Annotated in this window: 25 protein-coding genes; 11 read left to right on the top strand and 14 right to left on the bottom strand. The window is 43.4% G+C overall.

The features are described from left to right. Positions 1 to 44: 44 nt before the first annotated feature. Entirely contained in the window at positions 45 to 1901 is a 1857-nt protein-coding gene (locus ACYVNW_RS07485) for a PAS domain-containing sensor histidine kinase (protein ID WP_460679228.1), read from the top strand. Between the two features lie 16 nt (positions 1902 to 1917). Here the strand turns inward: ACYVNW_RS07485 and ACYVNW_RS07480 are convergent, their stop codons facing one another. From ACYVNW_RS07480 to ACYVNW_RS07470, 3 genes are all read right to left on the bottom strand, one after another. After that, positions 1918 to 2535 (bottom strand): hypothetical protein, encoded by a 618-nt coding sequence (locus ACYVNW_RS07480; protein ID WP_460679227.1) that lies wholly within the window; start codon positions 2533 to 2535, stop codon positions 1918 to 1920. A gap of 183 nt (positions 2536 to 2718) precedes the next feature. Beyond that, positions 2719 to 3141, bottom strand: coding sequence for a hypothetical protein (locus tag ACYVNW_RS07475; RefSeq protein WP_460679226.1), 423 nt, complete (start codon positions 3139 to 3141; stop codon positions 2719 to 2721). A 100-nt stretch (positions 3142 to 3241) separates the two neighbouring features. Continuing rightward, complete coding sequence (locus ACYVNW_RS07470; protein ID WP_460679225.1) at positions 3242 to 3418, bottom strand: hypothetical protein; 177 nt, start codon at positions 3416 to 3418, stop codon at positions 3242 to 3244. A gap of 246 nt (positions 3419 to 3664) precedes the next feature. Between ACYVNW_RS07470 and ACYVNW_RS07465 the strand changes: the two genes are divergently transcribed. Next, positions 3665 to 4360 (top strand): S24 family peptidase, encoded by a 696-nt coding sequence (locus tag ACYVNW_RS07465; RefSeq protein WP_460679224.1) that lies wholly within the window; start codon positions 3665 to 3667, stop codon positions 4358 to 4360. Positions 4361 to 4371: 11 nt separating this feature from the next. Here ACYVNW_RS07465 and ACYVNW_RS07460 read toward each other — a convergent pair whose 3' ends face one another. The 3 genes from ACYVNW_RS07460 to ACYVNW_RS07450 all read right to left on the bottom strand — a co-directional run bounded on the left by ACYVNW_RS07460 (position 4372) and on the right by ACYVNW_RS07450 (position 5966). Continuing rightward, on the bottom strand, positions 4372 to 5265 hold the full coding sequence (locus ACYVNW_RS07460; RefSeq protein ID WP_460679223.1) for a PAS domain-containing sensor histidine kinase: 894 nt from the start codon (positions 5263 to 5265) through the stop codon (positions 4372 to 4374). A 9-nt stretch (positions 5266 to 5274) separates the two neighbouring features. Then, a complete protein-coding gene (locus tag ACYVNW_RS07455; protein WP_460679222.1) occupies positions 5275 to 5463 on the bottom strand; it encodes a hypothetical protein in 189 nt (62 codons plus the stop codon). A 146-nt stretch (positions 5464 to 5609) separates the two neighbouring features. After that, complete coding sequence (locus tag ACYVNW_RS07450) at positions 5610 to 5966, bottom strand: response regulator (RefSeq protein ID WP_460679221.1); 357 nt, start codon at positions 5964 to 5966, stop codon at positions 5610 to 5612. 305 nt (positions 5967 to 6271) lie between these two features. On the opposite strand from ACYVNW_RS07450, the gene ACYVNW_RS07445 reads away from it, so the two are divergent. Together ACYVNW_RS07445 and ACYVNW_RS07440 are read left to right on the top strand one after the other, a co-directional pair. Beyond that, on the top strand, positions 6272 to 7045 hold the full coding sequence (locus ACYVNW_RS07445; RefSeq protein ID WP_460679220.1) for an enoyl-CoA hydratase/isomerase family protein: 774 nt from the start codon (positions 6272 to 6274) through the stop codon (positions 7043 to 7045). Positions 7046 to 7465: 420 nt separating this feature from the next. After that, positions 7466 to 7834, top strand: coding sequence for a response regulator (locus ACYVNW_RS07440; RefSeq protein ID WP_460679219.1), 369 nt, complete (start codon positions 7466 to 7468; stop codon positions 7832 to 7834). A gap of 9 nt (positions 7835 to 7843) precedes the next feature. Here the strand turns inward: ACYVNW_RS07440 and ACYVNW_RS07435 are convergent, their stop codons facing one another. From ACYVNW_RS07435 to ACYVNW_RS07420, 4 genes are read right to left on the bottom strand one after another with little or no spacing between them, the layout of a single operon-like run. Next, a complete protein-coding gene (locus tag ACYVNW_RS07435) occupies positions 7844 to 8983 on the bottom strand; it encodes a glycosyltransferase family 9 protein (RefSeq protein ID WP_460679218.1) in 1140 nt (379 codons plus the stop codon). 3 nt (positions 8984 to 8986) lie between these two features. Next, positions 8987 to 9577, bottom strand: a complete 591-nt coding sequence (locus ACYVNW_RS07430; RefSeq protein ID WP_460679217.1) for a D-glycero-alpha-D-manno-heptose-1,7-bisphosphate 7-phosphatase — start codon at positions 9575 to 9577, stop codon at positions 8987 to 8989. 1 nt (position 9578) lies between these two features. Continuing rightward, the gene (locus ACYVNW_RS07425; RefSeq protein ID WP_460679216.1) at positions 9579 to 10865 is read right to left on the bottom strand and encodes a glycosyltransferase family 4 protein; all 1287 of its coding nucleotides are present in this window, start codon (positions 10863 to 10865) and stop codon (positions 9579 to 9581) included. A 50-nt stretch (positions 10866 to 10915) separates the two neighbouring features. Further along, positions 10916 to 11887 carry a glycosyltransferase gene (locus ACYVNW_RS07420; protein ID WP_460679215.1) on the bottom strand — a complete coding sequence of 324 codons (972 nt, stop codon included), beginning with the start codon at positions 11885 to 11887 and terminating at the stop codon, positions 10916 to 10918. A 377-nt stretch (positions 11888 to 12264) separates the two neighbouring features. Here ACYVNW_RS07420 and ACYVNW_RS07415 point away from each other — a divergent pair, with 377 nt between their 5' ends. Then, positions 12265 to 12561: a hypothetical protein gene (locus ACYVNW_RS07415; protein WP_460679214.1), complete on the top strand. Its 297-nt coding sequence runs from the start codon at positions 12265 to 12267 to the stop codon at positions 12559 to 12561. Between the two features lie 95 nt (positions 12562 to 12656). Here ACYVNW_RS07415 and ACYVNW_RS07410 read toward each other — a convergent pair whose 3' ends face one another. Next, on the bottom strand, positions 12657 to 13763 hold the full coding sequence (locus ACYVNW_RS07410; protein ID WP_460679213.1) for an acyltransferase family protein: 1107 nt from the start codon (positions 13761 to 13763) through the stop codon (positions 12657 to 12659). 371 nt (positions 13764 to 14134) lie between these two features. Between ACYVNW_RS07410 and ACYVNW_RS07405 the strand changes: the two genes are divergently transcribed. Continuing rightward, positions 14135 to 14458 (top strand): hypothetical protein, encoded by a 324-nt coding sequence (locus tag ACYVNW_RS07405; RefSeq protein ID WP_460679212.1) that lies wholly within the window; start codon positions 14135 to 14137, stop codon positions 14456 to 14458. A 73-nt stretch (positions 14459 to 14531) separates the two neighbouring features. Here ACYVNW_RS07405 and ACYVNW_RS07400 read toward each other — a convergent pair whose 3' ends face one another. Then, the gene (locus ACYVNW_RS07400) at positions 14532 to 15182 is read right to left on the bottom strand and encodes a hypothetical protein (RefSeq protein WP_460679211.1); all 651 of its coding nucleotides are present in this window, start codon (positions 15180 to 15182) and stop codon (positions 14532 to 14534) included. Positions 15183 to 15430: 248 nt separating this feature from the next. Here ACYVNW_RS07400 and ACYVNW_RS07395 point away from each other — a divergent pair, with 248 nt between their 5' ends. The 5 genes from ACYVNW_RS07395 (at position 15431) to ACYVNW_RS07375 (ending at position 18697) form a co-directional block, all read left to right on the top strand. Further along, positions 15431 to 15778: a cupin domain-containing protein gene (locus ACYVNW_RS07395; protein ID WP_460679210.1), complete on the top strand. Its 348-nt coding sequence runs from the start codon at positions 15431 to 15433 to the stop codon at positions 15776 to 15778. A gap of 169 nt (positions 15779 to 15947) precedes the next feature. Beyond that, complete coding sequence (locus tag ACYVNW_RS07390; protein WP_460679209.1) at positions 15948 to 16166, top strand: hypothetical protein; 219 nt, start codon at positions 15948 to 15950, stop codon at positions 16164 to 16166. A gap of 154 nt (positions 16167 to 16320) precedes the next feature. Then, on the top strand, positions 16321 to 17124 hold the full coding sequence (locus tag ACYVNW_RS07385) for an SDR family NAD(P)-dependent oxidoreductase (RefSeq protein ID WP_460679208.1): 804 nt from the start codon (positions 16321 to 16323) through the stop codon (positions 17122 to 17124). A 106-nt stretch (positions 17125 to 17230) separates the two neighbouring features. Continuing rightward, the gene (locus ACYVNW_RS07380; RefSeq protein ID WP_460679207.1) at positions 17231 to 18100 is read left to right on the top strand and encodes a flavin reductase family protein; all 870 of its coding nucleotides are present in this window, start codon (positions 17231 to 17233) and stop codon (positions 18098 to 18100) included. Between the two features lie 81 nt (positions 18101 to 18181). Next, the gene (locus ACYVNW_RS07375) at positions 18182 to 18697 is read left to right on the top strand and encodes a GNAT family N-acetyltransferase (RefSeq protein WP_460679206.1); all 516 of its coding nucleotides are present in this window, start codon (positions 18182 to 18184) and stop codon (positions 18695 to 18697) included. Between the two features lie 535 nt (positions 18698 to 19232). Here ACYVNW_RS07375 and ACYVNW_RS07370 read toward each other — a convergent pair. Further along, complete coding sequence (locus ACYVNW_RS07370; protein ID WP_460679205.1) at positions 19233 to 19544, bottom strand: hypothetical protein; 312 nt, start codon at positions 19542 to 19544, stop codon at positions 19233 to 19235. A 4-nt stretch (positions 19545 to 19548) separates the two neighbouring features. After that, positions 19549 to 20265, bottom strand: coding sequence for a pirin family protein (locus tag ACYVNW_RS07365; RefSeq protein WP_460679204.1), 717 nt, complete (start codon positions 20263 to 20265; stop codon positions 19549 to 19551). Between the last annotated feature and the right edge of the window lie 73 nt (positions 20266 to 20338).

Here is a 20338-nt window from a genome sequence, read left to right as displayed (position 1 = left end):
TTGTAATTAATTGAGCTATCTTTACTTCACTATTAATTAACTGGATGCTCCATTCTGACCGCGCATTTACCGATACGCAACTGCTTGATATTTTGGCAGAAAGCTTAACTGCCACAGCCATCTATACCGGCGATGATCTGATCATCCACCTGGTAAATGATGCTATGCTTAAGCTTTGGGGGCGCAGCAACAGTATTATTGGTATGCCACTAGCCGTGGCCGTACCCGAGCTGGCAGAGCAGTCTTTTATGACGCTGTTGCAGGAGGTATGGAATACAGGTGAAACTTATAAAGCCACAGCCGTTGCCACCGAAAGTATGGTTAACGGGTATCTGCAAACCAGTTATCATGATCTTACCTGTAAAGCCATTAAAAACAGCGATGGCAATATGCAATGCATACTGCATACCGTTGTTGATGTAACTGAAAGTGTTAAACTTGCTCAAACCAAAAATTTAACTGGCGAAATGTACGAGCGCATCATCAGTGAAGCGCCCGTAGCTATCGGTGTGCTGGCTGGTGATGATTTAGTAATTGAAATGGCCAACGGTCCTTTGCTGAACATATGGCAAAAACGGGCAGATGAGGTATTGCATAAACCGCTAAAAACGGTATTTGACAATAAGTATAATCAAGAGTATCCTAAAATTTTGCAGCGGGTAATGGATACCGGTATTGCTTACCACAATGCAGAGGAGACGCTGTATGTGCATACGCCTAGCGGGCCGGTTAAATATGTGCTGAGCTTAGCTTATACTCCGTTCATCAGCAAAAACAATAAAGTAACGGCTGTTTTACTTACCGGTGTTGATATTACCGATAAGGTAGAAAGCCGCTACAATATCAACCTGGCACAGGAGCAGTTCCGGATGGCCATTGATTCGGCCGAGCTTGGTGCCTGGACATTTGACGCCAGTACCAAAAGGCTTTCTCCTTCGGGGCGGTTTAAAGAGTTGTACGGCTATTATGCCTACGAGGAGATGCCGGAAAATGCCGCTATAGATCAGATCACTGATGAATACCGCGATACGGTATGGAAGGCCATCAATACCGCCGTACAGCAAAACGAGGATTTTAAAATCGAGTATCCCATTATTAGGGCGCATGATAAGAATACTACCTGGTTGCGGGCTACGGGCAAATTATACCGTAACAGCAGCGGCAAAGCAGAAACTATTTCAGGTATTATAATCGATATTACCGAACAAAAGCAGCAAATAGCCCAGCAAAACGATTTTATTGCGATGGCCAGCCACGAGCTTAAAACGCCGGTAACCAGCATTAAAGGCCTGGCGCAGGTAGCAGAGCTGATGCTGCGCAAAGAAGGCAACTTCAAAATGGCCGATATGATGTTCAAACTGCAGGGGCAGGTGGGGCGTTTAATTACCCTCATCAGCGATTTGCTGGACATCACCAAACTGCAGGCCGGTAAGTTGCAATTTGAAGAGGCCTGGTTTGATTTTAACACGATGGTAACTGATACCATTGAAGAAATGCAGCGCACTACGCACAAGCACGATATCATCAGCAATCTTAACTTTCATGGCGAAGTTTTTGCCGATAAAGAGCGCATAAGGCAGGTAATTATCAATTTTATTTCAAATGCAATCAAGTATTCGCCCGAAGCCGATACGGTAATTGTGAATACCTCGGTAAATTCTGGCCTTGTAGAACTGTGCGTTAAAGATTTTGGTATAGGCATTGAGCGCCGCCACCTTAGGCGGGTGTTCGATCAATTTTACCGGGTTACGGGCTCCTCAGAAAAGAAGTTTAAAGGCTTGGGGTTGGGCTTGTACATTTCCTCTACTATTATTCAGCGCTCAGGAGGTAAAATTTGGGCCGACTCAGCAGTAGGTAATGGCTCAACTTTTTGTTTTTCACTACCTATCAGGCAAAATTAAAAGTTTAGTTAACCACTTAATTGTTGTTGCCGTTAACTTGTTCCTGCACGGGTACTTCTACTGTAAATTTATTAAACTCATCATTCAGTTCATTACAGCTTACTTTCAGGAGCCTCAATATAGTGTGGTTTTCCAAATCGTTTTCATCAATCTCCAGCATATTAACCAGTGCCATAATGTTGGCAAAAGGGCGGCGTACCATGTGTGATTGTATGTTGGCAATATCGCGCATGGTTGAATTGAGTAATTCAATATGCTCCTGCTTATTTTGAAACTCGCTGATATCATACCCCATGGCAATAATTTGCTGAGTGTTTTCATCCAGCTTAAAATCCCACTGCGTTACGAAATAACCATCGTGTCCATTCTTCTTTCTGAGGGTAACCGAAGCAAACTGTTCAGGGTTGGCGCGGCATTTACCGGCGGCCTCAATTAGTGCCGGCAAATCATCAGGGTGTATGGTACTAATAGCCGGCTTGCCGGTTACATCGCCAAATACATCGCGATAACGTGCAGCAAAGCATTCATTTAAGTAGGTATAGTTTCCCTGCTGGTCAATGCACACCAGGAAGAAGATGTTCGAATGGTCGAAGCAACTTTTAATGTGATCAAAAACAAAGCTGTTTGCGCTCATAAAGATATATACCGTAATAATACGGTCAATATTTTAAAAAGTTTGACGCACGTTGCCAATATTATATAAAATCTATCAACTTATTGTAAGAGCAATTCAGTGTGAATTTATAAACTATTAATTTTCAGGATATTAATCGATGGTTAAGCGCTTATTAATTACTAATATAAAATGAAAAATATGCTAAATGGCATAATTGAAGTTTAAAGCTTTTTCATTTTCGATCAAATGAGTAAGGATACATTTGAGGGCCGCTTCACGCGCCCAGCGTTGCTCTGTTGGAGTAGCATCATGATAATACCAAGCTATAGGCTTGTTGATCTGCACAGTAACGGGGTACAAAAAATGCTTAACCGGATGCATCTTCACGGTATCATAAGTATTGAACCCTTCGTTTTTAATTATTTCACTGAATGTTCGTAGGGGGATGCTAAGTTTCAAGCATTCCTCTAATGTGTTTTTGTAATCTTGTTTGTCCTCCAGCCATAATATCAATTCATGGGGCGTAAATTCGTAATCGGCAATGGCAATGCGACTATAGTGGTAATCTACAGAGATGATGAGCCACCAAAGTTCACTTTTTAATTTTTGTGATAATTTAAACATCGTAAAAAAGGTAGTTTTTTAGTGTAGGAAAAGAATTTAACCGGTGCCGGTACACTACCAGATAGAGGGGGTACCATGCACAGGTTAAGTGATGGGCAGGTTAAAACCTGGGCGTCCAACCAGGATGATACTGGCGGATGGTTTCAATTTCGTGCTGATATTTGCGACAAACGTTTTGATAAGCTTGCTGCCGCAACCGGTTTTGCTTTTTATTTTTTCGACCGAAAGCTGCATTTCCCGGTGTGCACAAGGAGGGGTGTAAATAAGCGATGTGCATAATGTTAGATAGTGATGATTGTGTGTGATTGTTGTTTTGTTCTTCTTTGTTTACATAATTGAGTATAAGCTGTAGTACAGCCTATGAACAGGGCACCGCAAACTTGCTGACTACCACAACGGATTGAAAATTGTGCAGAAACAAATTTGCTTAATTCAAATATAATGTATTTCTTTGAATCGTTACAGAACAAAATAAAGAAAAATCTGTAATATTATCAAGCTTTACTTTTCAACATTTATTTTTATGAATACTGTAGCCCGTGCAGGTAAAATCAAATATATCAGGCCAGAAACGCTTGAATTCATTATTTTGTATAACCAGCTTAAAGGCCGGGCCTTTACTAATAACGTGGAACTGGCCGAAGTGCTGGGGTTCAATTCACCCAGTTCAATTACAGAAATAATAAAGAGCCGGCAAAATATTGATCCAGAAAAGCTACAGATTTTTAAGAGTAAGTACCAGGAACAGTTAATACAAAAAGCGCCTGTTGCAAATACTGTAACATCTGCAAAAGTATTTACCGGCATACCTATGTTTGAGGTAACGGCAACGGCATCAGGCGTTGAAGTATATAATGATATTAATGACACCCGGCCGGTAGGGCATATGAACTTTCCGGGTATTGAAGATTGTGATTTTGCTTTACCAGTGTGGGGGCACTCCATGTATCCTTATTTGGAGAATGGTTGCTGGGTAGCACTTAAAATTATTCATGATAAAAAAATACTGCCCGGCGAAGTATATTATATTGAGTGGGGAGATTACCGGATGTATAAGCGCCTGCTCACCGGCGACCACCCCGACGAGGTGATTGCCCATAGCGACAATACCACCGAAATGGTGGCTGGGCGCCCCAAATATGCGCCTTTTGTAATTAAGAAATCAGAAATAAAAAAGCTGTGCCTGGTGAAGGATATTCACAGGAAAAGTAATCATTAATAAGTAACGTTCTAAATATTTGCTAAAGGCAAAGTGAAAGAAAAAGTTGAGCCTTGGCCCTCGGTACTTTCTACATCCATTTGACCGCGGTGCCGCTGCACTATTTCTTTACAGATATATAGCCCCATGCCACTGCCGGCTATTGCTGTATTATGATTTACCCTGAATGCTTTATCAAATAATTTAGATAACGATGCTTCAGGTATACCCATGCCATAATCACGAATGGAGATTTTAATCTGGCCGGTTTCTTCAGTTAACCTGATATCTACCGTATTGTGGTCTGGTGAGTATTTGATGGCATTAGTAAGCAAATTACTTAGCACCTGCCCGATGCCCTGCCTGTTGGCATCTACCCAGCATTCCTTTATCTCATACAAATTTATGCGGTGGCTAAAGGCTATGGTTTGAATATTATCAGCAATCTCATAAATAAGTTCATCCAGCCTGAATGGTTCGCGGCGCAGATTGATTTGATCATCTAATTTTTGCGTATTGGTAAAATACTCTGTAATAATGGCCATCAGGCGCTCGGTTGATTTAGCCGTCCGGCTGATTACTTTAATTACCTGCTCATCATTTTGTTCGGCCGTAATGCGTTCCAGTAATTGCAGGTAACCCCGTATACTGGTTAAAGGTGTATTTACTTCGTGCTGCACAATACTCAGCAGTTCATCTTTACGCACTTCGCTAAGTTTCGCTTCGGTAACATCGCGTATGGTACCTACTAACTTTTGAGGCCGGCCATTGTGGTGTATAACCATCCCATCAGCCTGTATCCAGCAGGGGCGGCCCTGTGGGTGGTTAACACGGTATTCAGATTTAAATGCTTTACCTTGTTCGTTAATGGCTGCCGCAATGCTTTGCATCACTTTAGGCCGGTCTTCCTCGTGTATCATGCTCATCATGCGCTCCTAGGTAAACTCATCCGTGCTGCTCAAACCGAAGTTTTCTTTGCAGGTAGAGGTAGAGCGCATACTCATGTCCATCAGTTCAATTTCCCAAAAACCAATATGAATAAGATTAAGCGCAACCTGAAGGTGGACATCAGAGATAATGCCCAGATCAAACCGGGAGTCTGAAAGCGCTGTATTAGAAATCATGACCAGGTTTTGCTGTTAACGATTTAAATTTAATTACAAATATTACCAATTACAAATTTGTTAATAAGTGTACAGCGGCACAGAATTTATACGGAACAGCTATTGACGGAGGCTTTGGTGCTGCTATTAACAAAAACAGCAATTAATTAATTGCTGTCGGCGTATGAATTAATCAGTTCGCTCAGGTGAGCGATACTAAACGGTTTTTCCAGGTAACCATCGGCCTGGCATTTTTGCGCCAGTGCATCCAGGTGCGGAATGGTTGATACCAGTATTACCGGAATATGGCTGGTTGCCGGATTCTGTTTGATTTTCAAACATAACTCGCTGCCACGTGCGCCGGGCAGCAATTCATCCATCAATACCAAATCAGGATTCATTTCAGCGAGGTTGGCTACCATTTTTGCATCCGGAGATGAAATTACCTCATTACCATCGTCCTTCAGGATATAACCCATAATATCCAAAATGTCCGCATTATCTTCAACAATTAATACTTTCAAACCTCGCTTTTCTTATTAGTTAATTAGGTGTTTGTTATACAAAGATAATTTAAATTCTAATATAATAAAACACACTGTTTACTTATGCTTATTTAACGCTTTGCTATATTGTTATACTAATCAAATAAGGTTTGGTTTAATTTCCTTCAGCAAATAAGTTTATAAGTTTAATGGAATTAATAAACGCCTTAATTGATAAGTAAATAGTGGCTGTAATTTAAAGTTATTTTATAAAAAAACAATGTTATGAGCTTAAGTCTTACATTTACGTTTTATCGGTCTGAATAATTAATTATACCATAATTATGTCAACTAAAGTTAACGGCTCAGTTACATTACATATAAGCGATGCAGGTGTTGCTGTAATCCGCTTTTTTCATCCGGCTCAAAATTCATTGCCTTCGGCTTTGCTGGCCGAACTGTCTGCTGCTATATTAAAAGCAGGTTCAGATCCGGCTGCAAAGGTAATTGTACTGCAAAGCGATGGTAACCGTACTTTTTGTGCCGGGGCCAGTTTTGATGAGTTGTTGAGCATTACCGATGCAGAACAAGGCGCTGCCTTTTTTGATGGCTTTGCCCGCGTAATTAACACCTGCCGCAAGGTACCCAAACTGATTATTGCCCGTGTGCAAGGCAAAGCAGTAGGCGGCGGCGTGGGCCTGGCCTGTGCAGCAGACTATGTATTGGCTACTACAGCGGCAGCGGTGAAACTAAGTGAACTGGCTATTGGTATAGGTCCCTTTGTGATTTCGCCGGCGGTAGTGCGTAAAGTTGGGATGGCTGCGTTTTCGCAATTGACCATCAAGGCTACGGAGTTTCAAAGCGCTGAATGGGCAAAGCAACATGGCCTGTACAACGAGATATATGACACCCAAGAGGAGCTTGACGATGCTACCAACATATTGGCCAACCAACTGGCCGCTTATCATCCCGAGGCCATGGCCAACCTGAAGGAGATTTTTTGGGAGGGAACAGATAATTGGGATGCGCTGCTTACCGAGCGTGCGGCCGTTAGCGGAAAATTGGTATTGAGTGAGTTCACACAACAGGCATTGCAAAAGTTTTTGGGTAATAAATAGGCATTGCTTTAACTTAAGTGAGTAGCGAACTACAATCTTCAGTTCTCAAAAGATCTCCTAAATAGTATATTCTTCTCAGCCTGTGCTTTTAACATGGCGAGAAGCTTTTTTATGATGCTGATTTACAATATTTAAATTACCAGAAGAAGATTGTTGCTATTATCGAGATAAAAGGAAATATATCAGAAAAGAAACGTCCGATAATTAGATGCTTGTCTGCTTGCATTGCAGGCTTACTATTTAACAATTATTGTAACGTTTGAGCGCAATATTCCGTAATGGTAGTAGTTATATACTTATTACGATTGATTCGGTTATTGCCAGGTAGGCGGATTGAAATTTATTCGCTAACGTAAGCAGCAGGTTCAGGGGGAGGCAATCTCATTATCATTCAATTCATTTATTGATTAACCCAATTTTATGCAGGAAATAAAGCGCATACTCGTGCTTGATGATCATGCCAATTTGCTGGACATTGTAATGGAGGTGCTGATTTATGAAAAGTTTGAGGTACTCAGCACCACCAATAGCAAGGAATTGATACCCATGGCTTTAAAATATATGCCCGATTTGGTCATTATTGATTGCCACTTGTCGGGCTGCAATGGGGCCTCGTTGTGTGAGCAACTAAAAGGGTATGATGAACTGCGCCACATTCCCGCCGTTATATGTTCTGCATATGCCGACCGCAACACCGCCACTGCATCCTACCATTGCGACGCCATTATTGCGAAGCCCTTCAATATGAATGATTTGGTGGAAACGATAAATAGCTTGTTGGTAGCGTAATCTTAATGCTTAAAGCAGTAACCTGCTTCCGGTTATTTGAATGCTGTCGATTAATTGAGTTTCAAACTCTGCTGAAGGCAAGAGTTGTTGTATAGCTGCAATCACATTATCGGCACAAGGCATTTCCACATTTTCATCGTTAAAATAGCGGTTCACATGCCGGATCACTTCGTTTTTGCTTTGTGCTTCGGGTGGTACAGCAAAGGGCAGTATCTGGCAGGCTACCTTCCAGGGGGTATGCTGGGGGTTGGTAAGCGCATATAATACTACTGTGGGCGTACCGGTTGCGGCAGCTATATGTATGGTGCCGGTATTTACCGATACCAATACAGGCGCCTGTTTAATCAGGGCAATAAATTCGTCAAGTGAAAACAGGCCTGCTACCGGAAAAATGTTTTCTTTTTCTTCTGCCTGCTCATATATATTATCAGTTAAGGTTGCCTCACCGGCCGAGCCCGTAAGCAGCACCTGGTAACCTAACTGTTGAGCTGCCTTTTGTGCAACTTCGGCCCATAAGTGCGACGGATATTCACGCTTGGGTTCACTTACGCCAGGGTGCATAATCAGCCAGGGCTTGGCTAGATCTACTCCTTTCTGCTGCAATTTGCTTTGTGCTTGTACCCAGCTGCTTTGAGAGATAGTTAAGCTAAGCTCTTCATGTTTAGGGGTGGCGCCTATGCTGGCTACCAAATCCAAATCGCGGCGTACCTGGTGCTTAATCAGGGTATAGGGTTCCTGGTCGGGTACCCAGTGGGTAAGTAACTGGTAAGGGTTTTCACGGCAGTAAGCCAGTCGTAACGGAATGCCGGCCAAATACGCCAGCATGATGGTAGGCATAGGGTTTTGGCTGTATACGGTGAAAATTACAGCTGCATCAAATTGCTGTGCTTTTAACTGCTCAACCAAGGCAAATACAGCAGTTTCATTGCCTGCCTGTTGTGTTTTCACCCAGGGAACATCAAAGATAATTACATCATCAATCTCTGTGATGTATTTGGCTATACCTGCTGCCATGCCGGAGGTAAGCATAGTAATACGTGCACCGAAGGTTTCTTTCAGCGCCTGCAGGGCAGGAGTAGTCATCAGCAAATCGCCCATATTATCGGGGCGGATGCACAAAATTTTTCTACATTGTTGCCACTGCTGCATAACTTAGGAGGGTAATGAGAATTGCAGGGCAGGTTGAGTTTGACGGGTAATGACGTTAGCCGCTTCCTGTAAATCGCTTACCACAAAATCAGGTTCACGATAGGGGCTGTCTTTTAACCATTCTGTTTCGCCACCATTATCTACTAATATACTTTTGCAACCCGCCCGCTTGCCGGCTTCCACATCATGCAGAATATCACCTATCATCCACGAGTGGTGTAAATCAATCTGATGTTCTTCTGCTGCCTGCAACAGCATACCAGGCATTGGCTTACGGAAATTGCAGCTGATGTTGTAAGGTGCTACTGTTCCTTCGGGGTGATTGGGGCAATAATAAAAGGCTTTGAACTTGATACCGGCATCAGCTACTAATGCCGTAAGTTTCTGCCAAACCGCAGGCAGGGCATCTTCTGTAAAATAGCCCCGGGCTACACCGGCCTGATTGCTTACTACAATAAGATCGTAGCCTGCATCCTGCATCGCTTTTAAACCAGCAATTGCATTTGGTTTCAATTTAATCAGTTCCGGATTAACGTTGTAAGGTACATCCTCAATTAGGGTACCGTCCTTGTCTAAAAATATCGCCTTGTTCACCTTAAGCAGCTTTCTTTTTGGCTTTGTGTGCCGCTTGTTCCATGTTTATGTTTACGGTAATCATGGTTTGATAGAGTTTGCCAATTTTTTGTGCTACAGTTGCCCAGGTAAAATATGTATTCACTCGTTTAAGCGCATTTTTACTCATGTGGGCTAATAGTTCCGGGCTCTCGGTTAACTCTTCAATCTTATCGGCCAAAGCCGTAGGGTCTTCAGGCGGAACCAGAGCACCGGTAACACCATCAACCACACTGTATTTAATACCGCCTACATTTGCACCTATTACCGGTGTGCCGCAAGCCATGGCTTCGAGGGGGGTGATGCCAAAAGGCTCATACCATGGGGTACTGATAAAAATATCAGCTGCCGAATAATAATATTTCAGTTGCTCGCGGCTTTTACGGCCCACAAATTTAATGGAAGCGGTTACCCCAATCTTCTTTGCAATTTGCTGCAAACGGCCAATTTCGGGGCAAAGCAGTGGATCGGGTTCATCGCAGTCGCCGCCCACAATAACCAGGCATACCTCTTTGGGGTTTTCTAATTCAGCTAATGAGCGTATCACATTGTCTACACCCTTACGTGGCACCATGCGGCCCAGTTGCAATAAAATATGCTTATCCTGCGGCAAACCCAATAAATCGCGTGCAGCAGTTTTGTCAATCGGATGAAACTCCTGTGAACTGAAACCGCATGGAATGGTAACTATTTTATATGAAGGTGCACCATACAGGTTCATCAGGTCGTCCCGGTCCTGCGGGCATTCGGCTATAATATAGTCGGCCTGTTGTACCATACGCTCCTCAATCTGCAGGCGCTCTGCCGGAAACTTATCGCTATCGCCCTGATGAATGCGGCGTACATGGCCCAGTGCATGAAAAGTAACGGCAAAAGGCAAACCGATTTCTCGTTTTAAATCAGCAGCTACCATGGCCGACATGAAGAAGTTTGCATGAGCCAATGCATAGTCTATTTCATTATCCTGAATAAACTGCAGCATACTTTGGGTAAACTGCGGCATATAAGGCAAAATATCTTCTTTGGCAATAACTGTAGCCGGGCCGGCATCCACATGGATCACCCTCACATTGGGCAACCAATTGATGACCTGTGCTACCTCCGCATCTTCGCGGCGGGTAAATACATCCACCTCGTAGCCCAGTTTGGCCAGTTGTTTGGCTACCTGCGCCACATATACATTCTGGCCTCCGGTATCCACGCCACCCAGGGTAGCTAAGGGTGAAGCATGCTCGCTGATGAAAGCTATTTTTGAAGAGTGACTGCTCATAATATTTAATTCGGATAGATAAATTCAAACAACTTTTAGCGCACAGCGGCTCAGGCCACAGTAAGTGCCGGCCGCTCAGATTTTATAACTTTGGCAAATAATTGTTCCCAGTTGGCTACAAAGCGGTTAATGCTAAAGCGCTCTTTTGCCAGTTCGCTGCCGCCCTGGCCAATTTTACGTGCTAAATCAGCATCTTCCAGCAGTAACAGCATCTTGTCAATCAGGTAATTCACATCGGTATGTATAAAACCTGAATGTCCGTTGTCAATTACTGCAGAAAGCTCAGTAGTGGCCAGGCCAACTACAGGGATACCCTGCATTAAAGCCTCGCACACTGCCAAACCTAAACTGGTATATCGTATCGGATTAAAAAAGAATCGGTATTTGGAGATGAATTCGGGCAGTTGCGGGTGTAATACTTCTCCCAGCCCTAAATCGCCGGTGCCCATGCCCACCAAATCAATAGGCACATGTTCGCGCACTTTTAAAAAGATATCCAGGCCTAATAAACGGCCGCGCAGGGGCAGGTTGTTAATCACTACAATACCCCGCTGTTTTTCGCCGGTATATAAATTGGCAGGTGCGGTTACACCATGTTCAATCACTTGGGTAGGGGTGTTGCCGCAATCCCACATCAGTTGGTTGAAATAGGTAACATGTACCAAATTCACATTAGGGTCGTTTACGGCGTGTTTGGTATCGGTAGGATGCTGGCGCGGCGGATCATGCTCTATGTACACTTTAGGCAGTTCGCGCTGCTCGGCCGACAAAATTTCGTACTGGTCTTTCAGATAGTTCTGGTTGGTTTGGTATAGAATAACATCAAACTGATGGTTCTTCACTTCTTCAGCCGGAACTTCAATTACATTATCGCCAAACGGAAAGGTTTCGCCCCGGCCATAATACCCCTCAGTCTTTTCGGGTTTGGTAGGTATATATATATCATAGTTGCCTTGAGAAAGATAGAACAGGTAACTGCCATGGATGTGCCATGTGAAGATTTTGGGTCGAGATGTAGTCATAGATAGCATAATGTGCCTTCACCTACACCAAAATGGAACCAAAGCGCCCTCATCAACCAAAATAATTTTAAGTTGATGTGAATAAGCCTGTAAAGCGCTTCTGCCATAATCACAGAAACGCTTCTGCCAAATGCTCAGCAGTACTTCTCTATACAGGTTGTACTTTAAAGTGTACTACTTACAATTTATGGCACAGGTGTTGGCACAAGCGCTGATGTATTAAATTAGGTGCAATGTGGAAAAGTTGTGCATAAGTTAATATTCAATAATTATGGCTTTAATTATTTGGAGCAATAATTAAAATGTATGCCGGGTTAAACTTATTGGCTGTAATAGAGTTAAATATTTCAGTTTTATAATTTAATACTTAACATACCATGAAAACAACCCGGATTTTGACCTTGCTTATTGCCCTGATGGGGATGAGTTTTTTGGCTGAAGCCAGAACAGCAAACAACATGATGGCCGCCGCCATGACACGTGATGCAGCTGTAACCGATGTGTTTCAGCCCCGGTTACCGCCACCGCCGCCCCGCCCAAGATTTGGCCGCTTGCGTGCGCCGCGTTTGGCTCCGCCGCCACGCCGCCGTGTAGTAATTACCCGTACTTACCGCCGTCCGGTGTACCGTCACCGCCGCGTATATCGCCGTCATTATTATCGCCGCAGATACTAATCGAGAATTTATATAACAAAAACAGCCCATGCATTGATGAAATGTGTGGGCTGTTTTGTTACGTGACGTCAATGACAAGTTGTTTATAAATCTTCCTACCCAAGCTTTTTGCGCAGCCAGCGGCGCACCGGCTCATCGTACCATTTTAATGCGGCGTAAGCTAAAATGATGGCCCCCACCAAAATAAGCAGTGCATAAGGCCAAACTTGGCTCAGCGTAATGCCTTTACGGTTGCTGATCCAGGCTACGTAAAAATAAACCAGCGGATAGTGTACCATGTATAAAGGATAGGAGATATCGCCTAAAAATTTGCATATCCGCTGCTCCCTTTGCGTTTTCAATACGCCACCGGCACCTAAGTAAACGATAAGCGGAAAGATGAAAATGATGCAAACTGACTCATAAATTCCATTCATCCAAATATGAGCAGCGCCGCCAATGCGAGGCATATAAAGCAGAATGGCCAGCAAAATGCTGCACCATAAAAAAGCATTTTTAACAGGTATTGGTTTGCCTATACGCGAAAGCAGTAAGCCGGCAAAGAAAGGGTAAATGGTGCGGGTAGACCCGATGCGTACCTGTGGTATATTTAATGTCCAGCCGCCGCTCACATCGCCGTTGGTAATGGCTAAATGGGCTAGGGCAATAGCAGCAATAACAACTAAAATGCTCAAGGCCGTTTTAGAAAACTTGCGGATGCCGATGGCATACAGGATATTGGCCACATATTCAAAAAATAAAGACCAGCCTACGCTATTTAACGGGTGCATTTCTTCCCAGCCACGTATATCGAGCGACAAGGGTACCGGCAAAATGGTATAACCAATTAGCGTTACCAGCAGCATCTTCCACACCGGAACCGTATGAATGAGTGGCCAGATGGTTGAGTCTGTAAAATAAAAGCCCAATGCACCGAGTGTCATTCCTAAAACCACCATAGGTTGAAGGCGTTCTAAACGGCGTTTGAAGAATGTGCTTACGGTCATTTTGGGCCAGCGGTCGTCATAGGCATAGCCTATAACAAAGCCCGACAAGAGGAAAAAGAAATCGACTGCCAGGTAACCGTGATTGACTAATTTGTCTAAGTTACTTGTAGATAACGGTTCGCACAGGTGAAACGTAACAACAATAATAGCTGCCACACCACGAAGGCCGTCTAATATTGGGTAGTGCGGCTTGGTGGCCAGCTCATTGTTATTCATAAAGTAAGTTAAGTGTACAAATAGTAGTTTAACTGATGCAAATTATAGAAAATTATGAGTTGAGAGCGTAGGCGGGCACAAGTAGATATGAAAATCATAAACTACATAATGTGAGTTCTTCATCCAATTACTGTTATTGTCGGTATGATGAATCAAATTTGAATATAGCAATGCAAAACCCTATTTACTTGTGTTCGCCTTAATATCTTGTCAATTATTGATTAATATATTAAGCCTGAAATTTGAAAATATTTAATTGTAAATCAATAAAATACATTCAGGGTTGAAAAGCAGATTAAACCACGCTTGCAAATCATCGTCATACTGATATAACAACGCTGATTGAGGCGCTTGTAAAAAAGATTAAGACGATGAAGAAGATTAAAATTTTTGCAGCTGTTATAATTACATTTTTAACCATTAATGCAGCTAAGGCGCAGGTTGGCGTTCACGTAGGTTTAAATTTCGGTACCCCTTACCCATATCATAGGGTATATGCTCCGGCCCCGGTTTATGGCGGTTACTATGGCCCACGCTATTACCCTCCGGCTCCGGTATATTATGGTCCACGGGTAGTATATGGTCCGCGCCGTTATTATCGCCCTGTACCGGTAGAGCGCTATTATGGTCGTCCATATTACAGAGGTGGTTATCACAGAGGCGGCGGTTATTTCCGTGGCGGTCGTCGCTGGTAATTACCAACTGATAGAATAAAAAATCCCATACTCAACAGTATGGGATTTTTTATGAATACGATGTGCAGAAAAGCTATTGTTTAGCTCCACCAGCCGTACTGTAGGCTATTTGCAGGTTAAAGGTATTCTTCCTGCTTGCGTCAGCCTGGGGTTCATAGTTAGTCACAAAACTTACCTGATCCTGCCTTTGTACAATCAGCGGTATTTGCGCTGCTGCTTCAGTTGCACTCGCGTACGTTTTGGTAAAATTGAAGTTTCGTTCAAAGTAAATTTTAACCATGTTTACACCGTTTACAACTGTGTCTTTTGTTGATTTATTAACCTCGTTGAGGTTAATGGTCGCCCAATCCTGAGTTACATCTCCTTCAATATTGGTATTGGTATAAGTAAAGCCGCCCAATACTGATGGTGTGAAATCTTGTTTCAAAGTAATGCCCCAGGAGTTGTGATAGGTAGCAGCATCTACCAGCAAACTGATTTTTTGATAATACAAGAGTTTTAGCTGATCATTATTCTGACTGATCACTACATTTTGTACAGGAGTTTGATACGGTACAGGGGCTACTTTAACATCTGATGTGGCCACGCCACTTGCAAAGCCCGGATTTTTATTCAAATCAATGTTGGTTTCGTTTACCGAATCGGGAGATACATCACCTCTGCTTTTTCCACAACCCGCAATTACTGCGGCACCTATTACACTTAGCAGAATTGTTTTCTTCATTTTTATATATTTAAACACGCTTCCGGCTGCTCAAATGGTGTGCCTGTTAAAAAGTGCATTTCAACACTTAACCGTTAAGCAACTGGAAGGCAGGGAGAAGTCTATAAATAAAAAAGCACATACAACTTAAAGTGGTAAATGCAAAATGTATGCTTTATAGTTCATTTAATTAGTTTAAAGATTAATGTTTATTTATTTGGCTTAAATAAAATACATATTGAGAAATTAAAAATTTAACACAGTTAACTATGTCAGATCAGTCCGTATCACCGTTTGTTTATTCATTTTCAGAAATCAGTACTAAGGAGATTGCGCCGGGGTATGCTTCAAAGCTGATACACACCGCCACCAATACGCTGAATTTTATAGACGTAACTGCAGGAAGCACCGTACCCTTGCATAGCCACCCGCACGAGCAGTGTGCCTTTGTGCTGCAAGGTGAATTTGAACTCACCATTAACGGGCAGCCCCAGCGGTTAACGCCGGGTGTTTTTGCTATTATCCCGCCAAACGTACCGCATAGTGGCAAGGCTATCACACCATGCCGTTTGCTGGATGTTTTCAGCCCTGTGAGGGAAGATTACAGAAACTTATAAACAAGCGAATTGCCTGATTAAACATTTCCCCAATTACGTAGTCACATTATGTATATGGCAGCATTTGCCTTAAACGGTTAAAAAAGTGTTAAATAATTTAAAATTATTTTGCATTAATAAAAATAGCTTGCTACCTTATGCTTTCCTAATTAATTAAACTATTGTGGCCATGGAACAGAAAGATTTAAACAGCAGCAGATTTGGGTTTATCAGTGCAGACGGATATTTTCAGCAAATTAGTACATTAACCACTGCAGGGTTAGAGTACGTAAGCAAAAGCCGCCAAGAGTTAAACTTATTACTGCAAGAGAACGTAGAAAAGGAAAATTATGAAGCTTGCGCTATCATTCGTGATGAATTGATTAAGCGCAACCGTGCACAAGCCTAATTACATTAACTATTTGATACCAAGCTGCCTGTATGCTTTATGCCTACAGGCTTTTTTATTGGCAACGGCGCTGATAAAAATTAAAAAAGTTAAAAACTTATTGGCGTAATTATGATTTATTAATTACTGATTAAAAATTTTAAATCATACTCCTATGTCAAACGAATCAAAAACCGCATTAATTACCGGTGCCTCAAGTGGCATTGGTTACGAGTTGGCAAAATTATTTGCCCAGGATAAATACAATTTATTCATTGTAGGTCGCAATGAAAATGAGTTGAACGATAAAGCCAATGAGTTTAAAACCAACTATGGCGTAAACGTTACCACTTTTGTAAAAGATTTATCGTACTACGACCAAACAGCTTCATTATGTGAAGAGCTGAGCAGCAACGGTACCTTTATAGATGTATTGGTGAACGATGCCGGCCAGGGTTATTACGGCAAATTTCAGGATGGTGATATTAACCGCGATTTGGAGATTGTACAGTTAAACATTGGCGCTAACCTGATTTTAACCAAGCATGTGCTGAAAGAAATGACCCAGCGTAATGAAGGTAAAATTCTGTTCCTGGCATCAATTGCCAGTGAGGTACCGGGCCCATGGCAGGCAGTATATCACGGCACAAAAGCCTTTGTACTTTCATTTGCCGAGGGTTTACGCTCTGAGCTGAAAGATACCAATATTACGGTTACAGCCCTGTTGCCAGGTGCCACTGATACCGACTTCTTTAACAAAGCCGGTATGCAGAACAGCAAAATTGTACAAGATCCAAGCTCGTTATCAGACCCGGCAGATGTAGCCAAAGATGGTTACGAAGCACTGATGTCTGGAAATGATAAAATTACTTCGGGCTTGAAAAACAAAGCTATGGTAGGCATGAGCCATGTTTTACCAGATGAAACTGTTGCCAATATGATGAACAAGCAACAAGGCCCGGTAAACGCCGAAGAATAGTTTTTTGTTGAATAGATAGGTGCCCCGATAGCCGTTTAGGTTATCGGGGCATTTTGTTTTGGTGCAATTATAGTTCTAACTTGCCTGCCCATATTTATATACCTCAATGATGATTACGCTCAATGCTGCCGATATGGCCCCGGCACAACTATATGGTTACCTTAACCATGCTGTCGCTCCGCGGCCTATTTGTTTTGCTTCAACAATTAACCGCAAAGGGGAGGTGAACTTAAGCCCGTACAGCTTTTTTAACCTGATGAGCACCAACCCGCCCGTCTGTGTGTTCTCGCCGGTAAGTAACCGCAAAAACGAGCCTAAGCATACCTTGTTAAACGTGCAGGAAGTGCCGGAGGTAGTCATCAATATTGTTAATTACCCCATGGTGCAGCAAATGAATTTAACCAGTGGCGAGTATGCCCGTGGGGTGGATGAATTTATCAAATCAGGCTTTACACCTTTAGCTTCATCTTTGGTAAAACCACCTCGCGTAGCTGAATCTCCGGTACAGATAGAATGCACTGTAAGCCAGCTCATCAATTTAGGTACCGAAGCCAATGCCGGTAACCTGGTAATAGCCGAGGTAAAACTGGTACATATCAATGAAGCCATTATAGGTACCGATGGCCGTATTGATCAGGCCAGCTTGGATTTGGTAGCCCGCCTGGGCGGAGATTGGTATTGCCGTGTAACCCAGGATAACCTGTTTAAGGTAGCCCGGCCCGTAATCAGTATAGGAGTAGATGGTTTGCCGCAACAAATCCGCAACTCAGATGTGCTCACCGGCAATGATCTGGGTATGTTGGGCAATGTAAAGCAACCGCCAATTGCCGATGCAATACAGGCTTTTAGCGAAGGTGCCGAAGCCAGCGCACTGCTTAAGCAAAAGGATGTGATGGCCTGGCATAGTTATATTAAACAACTGTTATTAGCCGGTAGGGTAGAGGAAGCACGCCTGGCCGCCTGGTGCAGCGTGTAATTATTATAATTAAAATAGTGCTGCTTGGTTAAACTTGCTTATCTGCCCAAACTGAAGTACGTTTGCGCTTTTTGAAAATTTATGCCGATTGTAAACGCAACATTTGAAGATATAACTGATTTAACTGCCTTAATTAACAGTGCCTACCGGGGCGAAAGCTCCCGCCAGGGTTGGACCACTGAAAGTAACCTGTTGGATGGTATGCGCATAGATGAAGCCGCTATGCAGGAGTATTTTGCCAACCCGGAGGTTACGATATTAAAATATATTTCAGACAGCGGCGAACTGGCCGGCTGCGTCTACCTTGAGAAAGTGAAAGATAACCGCCTGTATTTAGGTATGCTCACCGTAAAGCCCACTATACAGGCGCAGGGCATTGGCCGGCAACTGTTGCAAGAGGCCGAGCGCATAGCTACTGCTCTAGATATCGAAGCCATCAAAATATCTGTTATCCCTGTACGTCATGAACTGATTGCCTGGTACGAGCGCCGGGGGTATGCGGCCACCGGGCAGATGCTGCCTTTCCCGACGGATACCCGCTTTGGCATTCCGCGCCAGCCGCTGGAACTAATGGTGATGGAAAAGGCTTTATCATAAATGTTGCGTGGGCGTTGCGTGCAACACCTACAACACTGGCATAAATGTGTCAGTGTCTTCAGGTAAATGCAATCTATCCGCATAGGGCTTCGAAGTTTGGAAACTTCGAAGAGCTGCATGGGGAAGAAACATTGTCACCCTGAGCTCCGTCGAAGGGTGGGTGCAGAGGCGTTCATATCAACGGATTATGCAACCATGCTTCGAGTGCCTCAGCATGACAGCGGTAGTATTGTAGGGTTGGTGATATTACGTTTGCTTAATTCTGCAATTTACGCTCTGTCATAGCAAGCGTAAAACTTATCCGGCATTTGAAACACCTTTCTTGACCAAAATAATGTGCGTTGAAAAACTAACAGAAGCAGCAAGCTTTATCAACGAGTGAGGGTACAAAATGTATTTTTGGCTGTCAGGTTATAAAAAGTGAAACACTTTGTCATTGCGAGCGATAGCGTGGCAACCGCACGGAGGCTCCTACGCTTCAGTACAGCAAGCGGGTACCACGCCGTTCCTTCTCGCAATGACAAAGTTTTTAATATTACTTCTCTGTTATGGCCTGCTTAATCTCGCAGGTGAGCAGGCCACTACCACCGCCATAGTGCTGTATAACTACGGCGTTGGGGTGGGTGTGCGCAAGTTCGCAGCGCAGTTGCTTTTCTTCGTCAATGGCAAGTCCACTGCTCAATAGCAGTATATCTACCGGTTGCCGGTGCATGTAGTTGATAGCCTCACGGTTATCAAGTGTACCCACAGGGTGCCAGTTGGGCGTGTTGCCCAGCAGGCGTACCACCGTAGGTACAATTTCTGGATGGCGGCCGGCAATCAGGATGTGCAGGGGAGCGTTGTTCATTTACTTAGAATTTCATAGGCACTTCCATCAGCAATATTTCGGCATCGCTTTCGGCAGTGAGTTTAAAATTGTCAGTATCCCAAACGCCATAACCATCGCGGGTATTTAACAATTGTCCGTTTACGGTAACATCACCGCTCAACACAAAAAAGTAAACACCGTTGCCTTTGGCTTTCAGCTGGTAATCCAGGCTCACACCTTTATCCATTTTGCTCATGTGGAACCAGGCATTCTGGTAAATCATTACACCGTCGTCATCTGCATTGGGCGATAATATTTGCTGCAAGCGGTTGTGGCGGTCTTCCAAGTTAAGTGTGATCTGGTCGTAACGCGGCTGCACGTTCATTTGGTTGGGGTACACCCAAATTTGCAGAAATTTCACCTGCTCATTATGGTTCTTGTTTTTCTCGCTGTGGAAAATACCGGTGCCTGCGCTCATGGCCTGTACATCGCCTTTGCGAATGGTGGCGGTATTGCCCATACTGTCCTGGTGCTCCAAATCGCCTTCCAGCGGGATAGAGATAATTTCCATGTTATCGTGCGGGTGCTTACCGAAGCCCATACCACCGCTTACTTTATCATCATTTAATACCCGCAATGCGCCAAAGTTCATGCGCTCCGGATCATAGTGACTAGCGAAACTAAAAGTATGGTAGCTGTCTAACCATCCATGGTTGGCATGCCCCCGGCTTTCGGCCTTATGTAATACTGTATTAGCCATTGTTTTTCAAATTGTATGTTTAAACATCTAATTTCGGAGTTAGTTTTGATATGTGCAAATAAAAAGAGATAAG

It is taken from the genome of Mucilaginibacter koreensis, from assembly GCF_054783355.1.
The sequence above is the reverse complement of the archived record's forward strand: the minus strand, read 5'-3'. Positions and strand labels throughout refer to the sequence as shown.

Coding starts and splice junctions, on each gene's coding strand:
- ACYVNW_RS07480 (WP_460679227.1), bottom strand. CDS start 2,535: ATGAGCGCAAACAGCTTTGTTTTTGATCACATTAAAAGTTGCTTCGAC.
- ACYVNW_RS07425 (WP_460679216.1), bottom strand. CDS start 10,865: ATGAGCAGTCACTCTTCAAAAATAGCTTTCATCAGCGAGCATGCTTCA.
- ACYVNW_RS07400 (WP_460679211.1), bottom strand. CDS start 15,182: ATGAAGAAAACAATTCTGCTAAGTGTAATAGGTGCCGCAGTAATTGCG.
- ACYVNW_RS07420 (WP_460679215.1), bottom strand. CDS start 11,887: ATGACTACATCTCGACCCAAAATCTTCACATGGCACATCCATGGCAGT.
- ACYVNW_RS07410 (WP_460679213.1), bottom strand. CDS start 13,763: ATGAATAACAATGAGCTGGCCACCAAGCCGCACTACCCAATATTAGAC.
- ACYVNW_RS07395 (WP_460679210.1), top strand. CDS start 15,431: ATGTCAGATCAGTCCGTATCACCGTTTGTTTATTCATTTTCAGAAATC.
- ACYVNW_RS07415 (WP_460679214.1), top strand. CDS start 12,265: ATGAAAACAACCCGGATTTTGACCTTGCTTATTGCCCTGATGGGGATG.
- ACYVNW_RS07460 (WP_460679223.1), bottom strand. CDS start 5,265: ATGAGCATGATACACGAGGAAGACCGGCCTAAAGTGATGCAAAGCATT.
- ACYVNW_RS07370 (WP_460679205.1), bottom strand. CDS start 19,544: ATGAACAACGCTCCCCTGCACATCCTGATTGCCGGCCGCCATCCAGAA.
- ACYVNW_RS07455 (WP_460679222.1), bottom strand. CDS start 5,463: ATGATTTCTAATACAGCGCTTTCAGACTCCCGGTTTGATCTGGGCATT.
- ACYVNW_RS07445 (WP_460679220.1), top strand. CDS start 6,272: ATGTCAACTAAAGTTAACGGCTCAGTTACATTACATATAAGCGATGCA.
- ACYVNW_RS07465 (WP_460679224.1), top strand. CDS start 3,665: ATGAATACTGTAGCCCGTGCAGGTAAAATCAAATATATCAGGCCAGAA.
- ACYVNW_RS07385 (WP_460679208.1), top strand. CDS start 16,321: ATGTCAAACGAATCAAAAACCGCATTAATTACCGGTGCCTCAAGTGGC.
- ACYVNW_RS07440 (WP_460679219.1), top strand. CDS start 7,466: ATGCAGGAAATAAAGCGCATACTCGTGCTTGATGATCATGCCAATTTG.
- ACYVNW_RS07365 (WP_460679204.1), bottom strand. CDS start 20,265: ATGGCTAATACAGTATTACATAAGGCCGAAAGCCGGGGGCATGCCAAC.
- ACYVNW_RS07435 (WP_460679218.1), bottom strand. CDS start 8,983: ATGCAGCAGTGGCAACAATGTAGAAAAATTTTGTGCATCCGCCCCGAT.
- ACYVNW_RS07475 (WP_460679226.1), bottom strand. CDS start 3,141: ATGTTTAAATTATCACAAAAATTAAAAAGTGAACTTTGGTGGCTCATC.
- ACYVNW_RS07405 (WP_460679212.1), top strand. CDS start 14,135: ATGAAGAAGATTAAAATTTTTGCAGCTGTTATAATTACATTTTTAACC.
- ACYVNW_RS07470 (WP_460679225.1), bottom strand. CDS start 3,418: ATGCACATCGCTTATTTACACCCCTCCTTGTGCACACCGGGAAATGCA.
- ACYVNW_RS07390 (WP_460679209.1), top strand. CDS start 15,948: ATGGAACAGAAAGATTTAAACAGCAGCAGATTTGGGTTTATCAGTGCA.
- ACYVNW_RS07380 (WP_460679207.1), top strand. CDS start 17,231: ATGATGATTACGCTCAATGCTGCCGATATGGCCCCGGCACAACTATAT.
- ACYVNW_RS07375 (WP_460679206.1), top strand. CDS start 18,182: ATGCCGATTGTAAACGCAACATTTGAAGATATAACTGATTTAACTGCC.
- ACYVNW_RS07485 (WP_460679228.1), top strand. CDS start 45: ATGCTCCATTCTGACCGCGCATTTACCGATACGCAACTGCTTGATATT.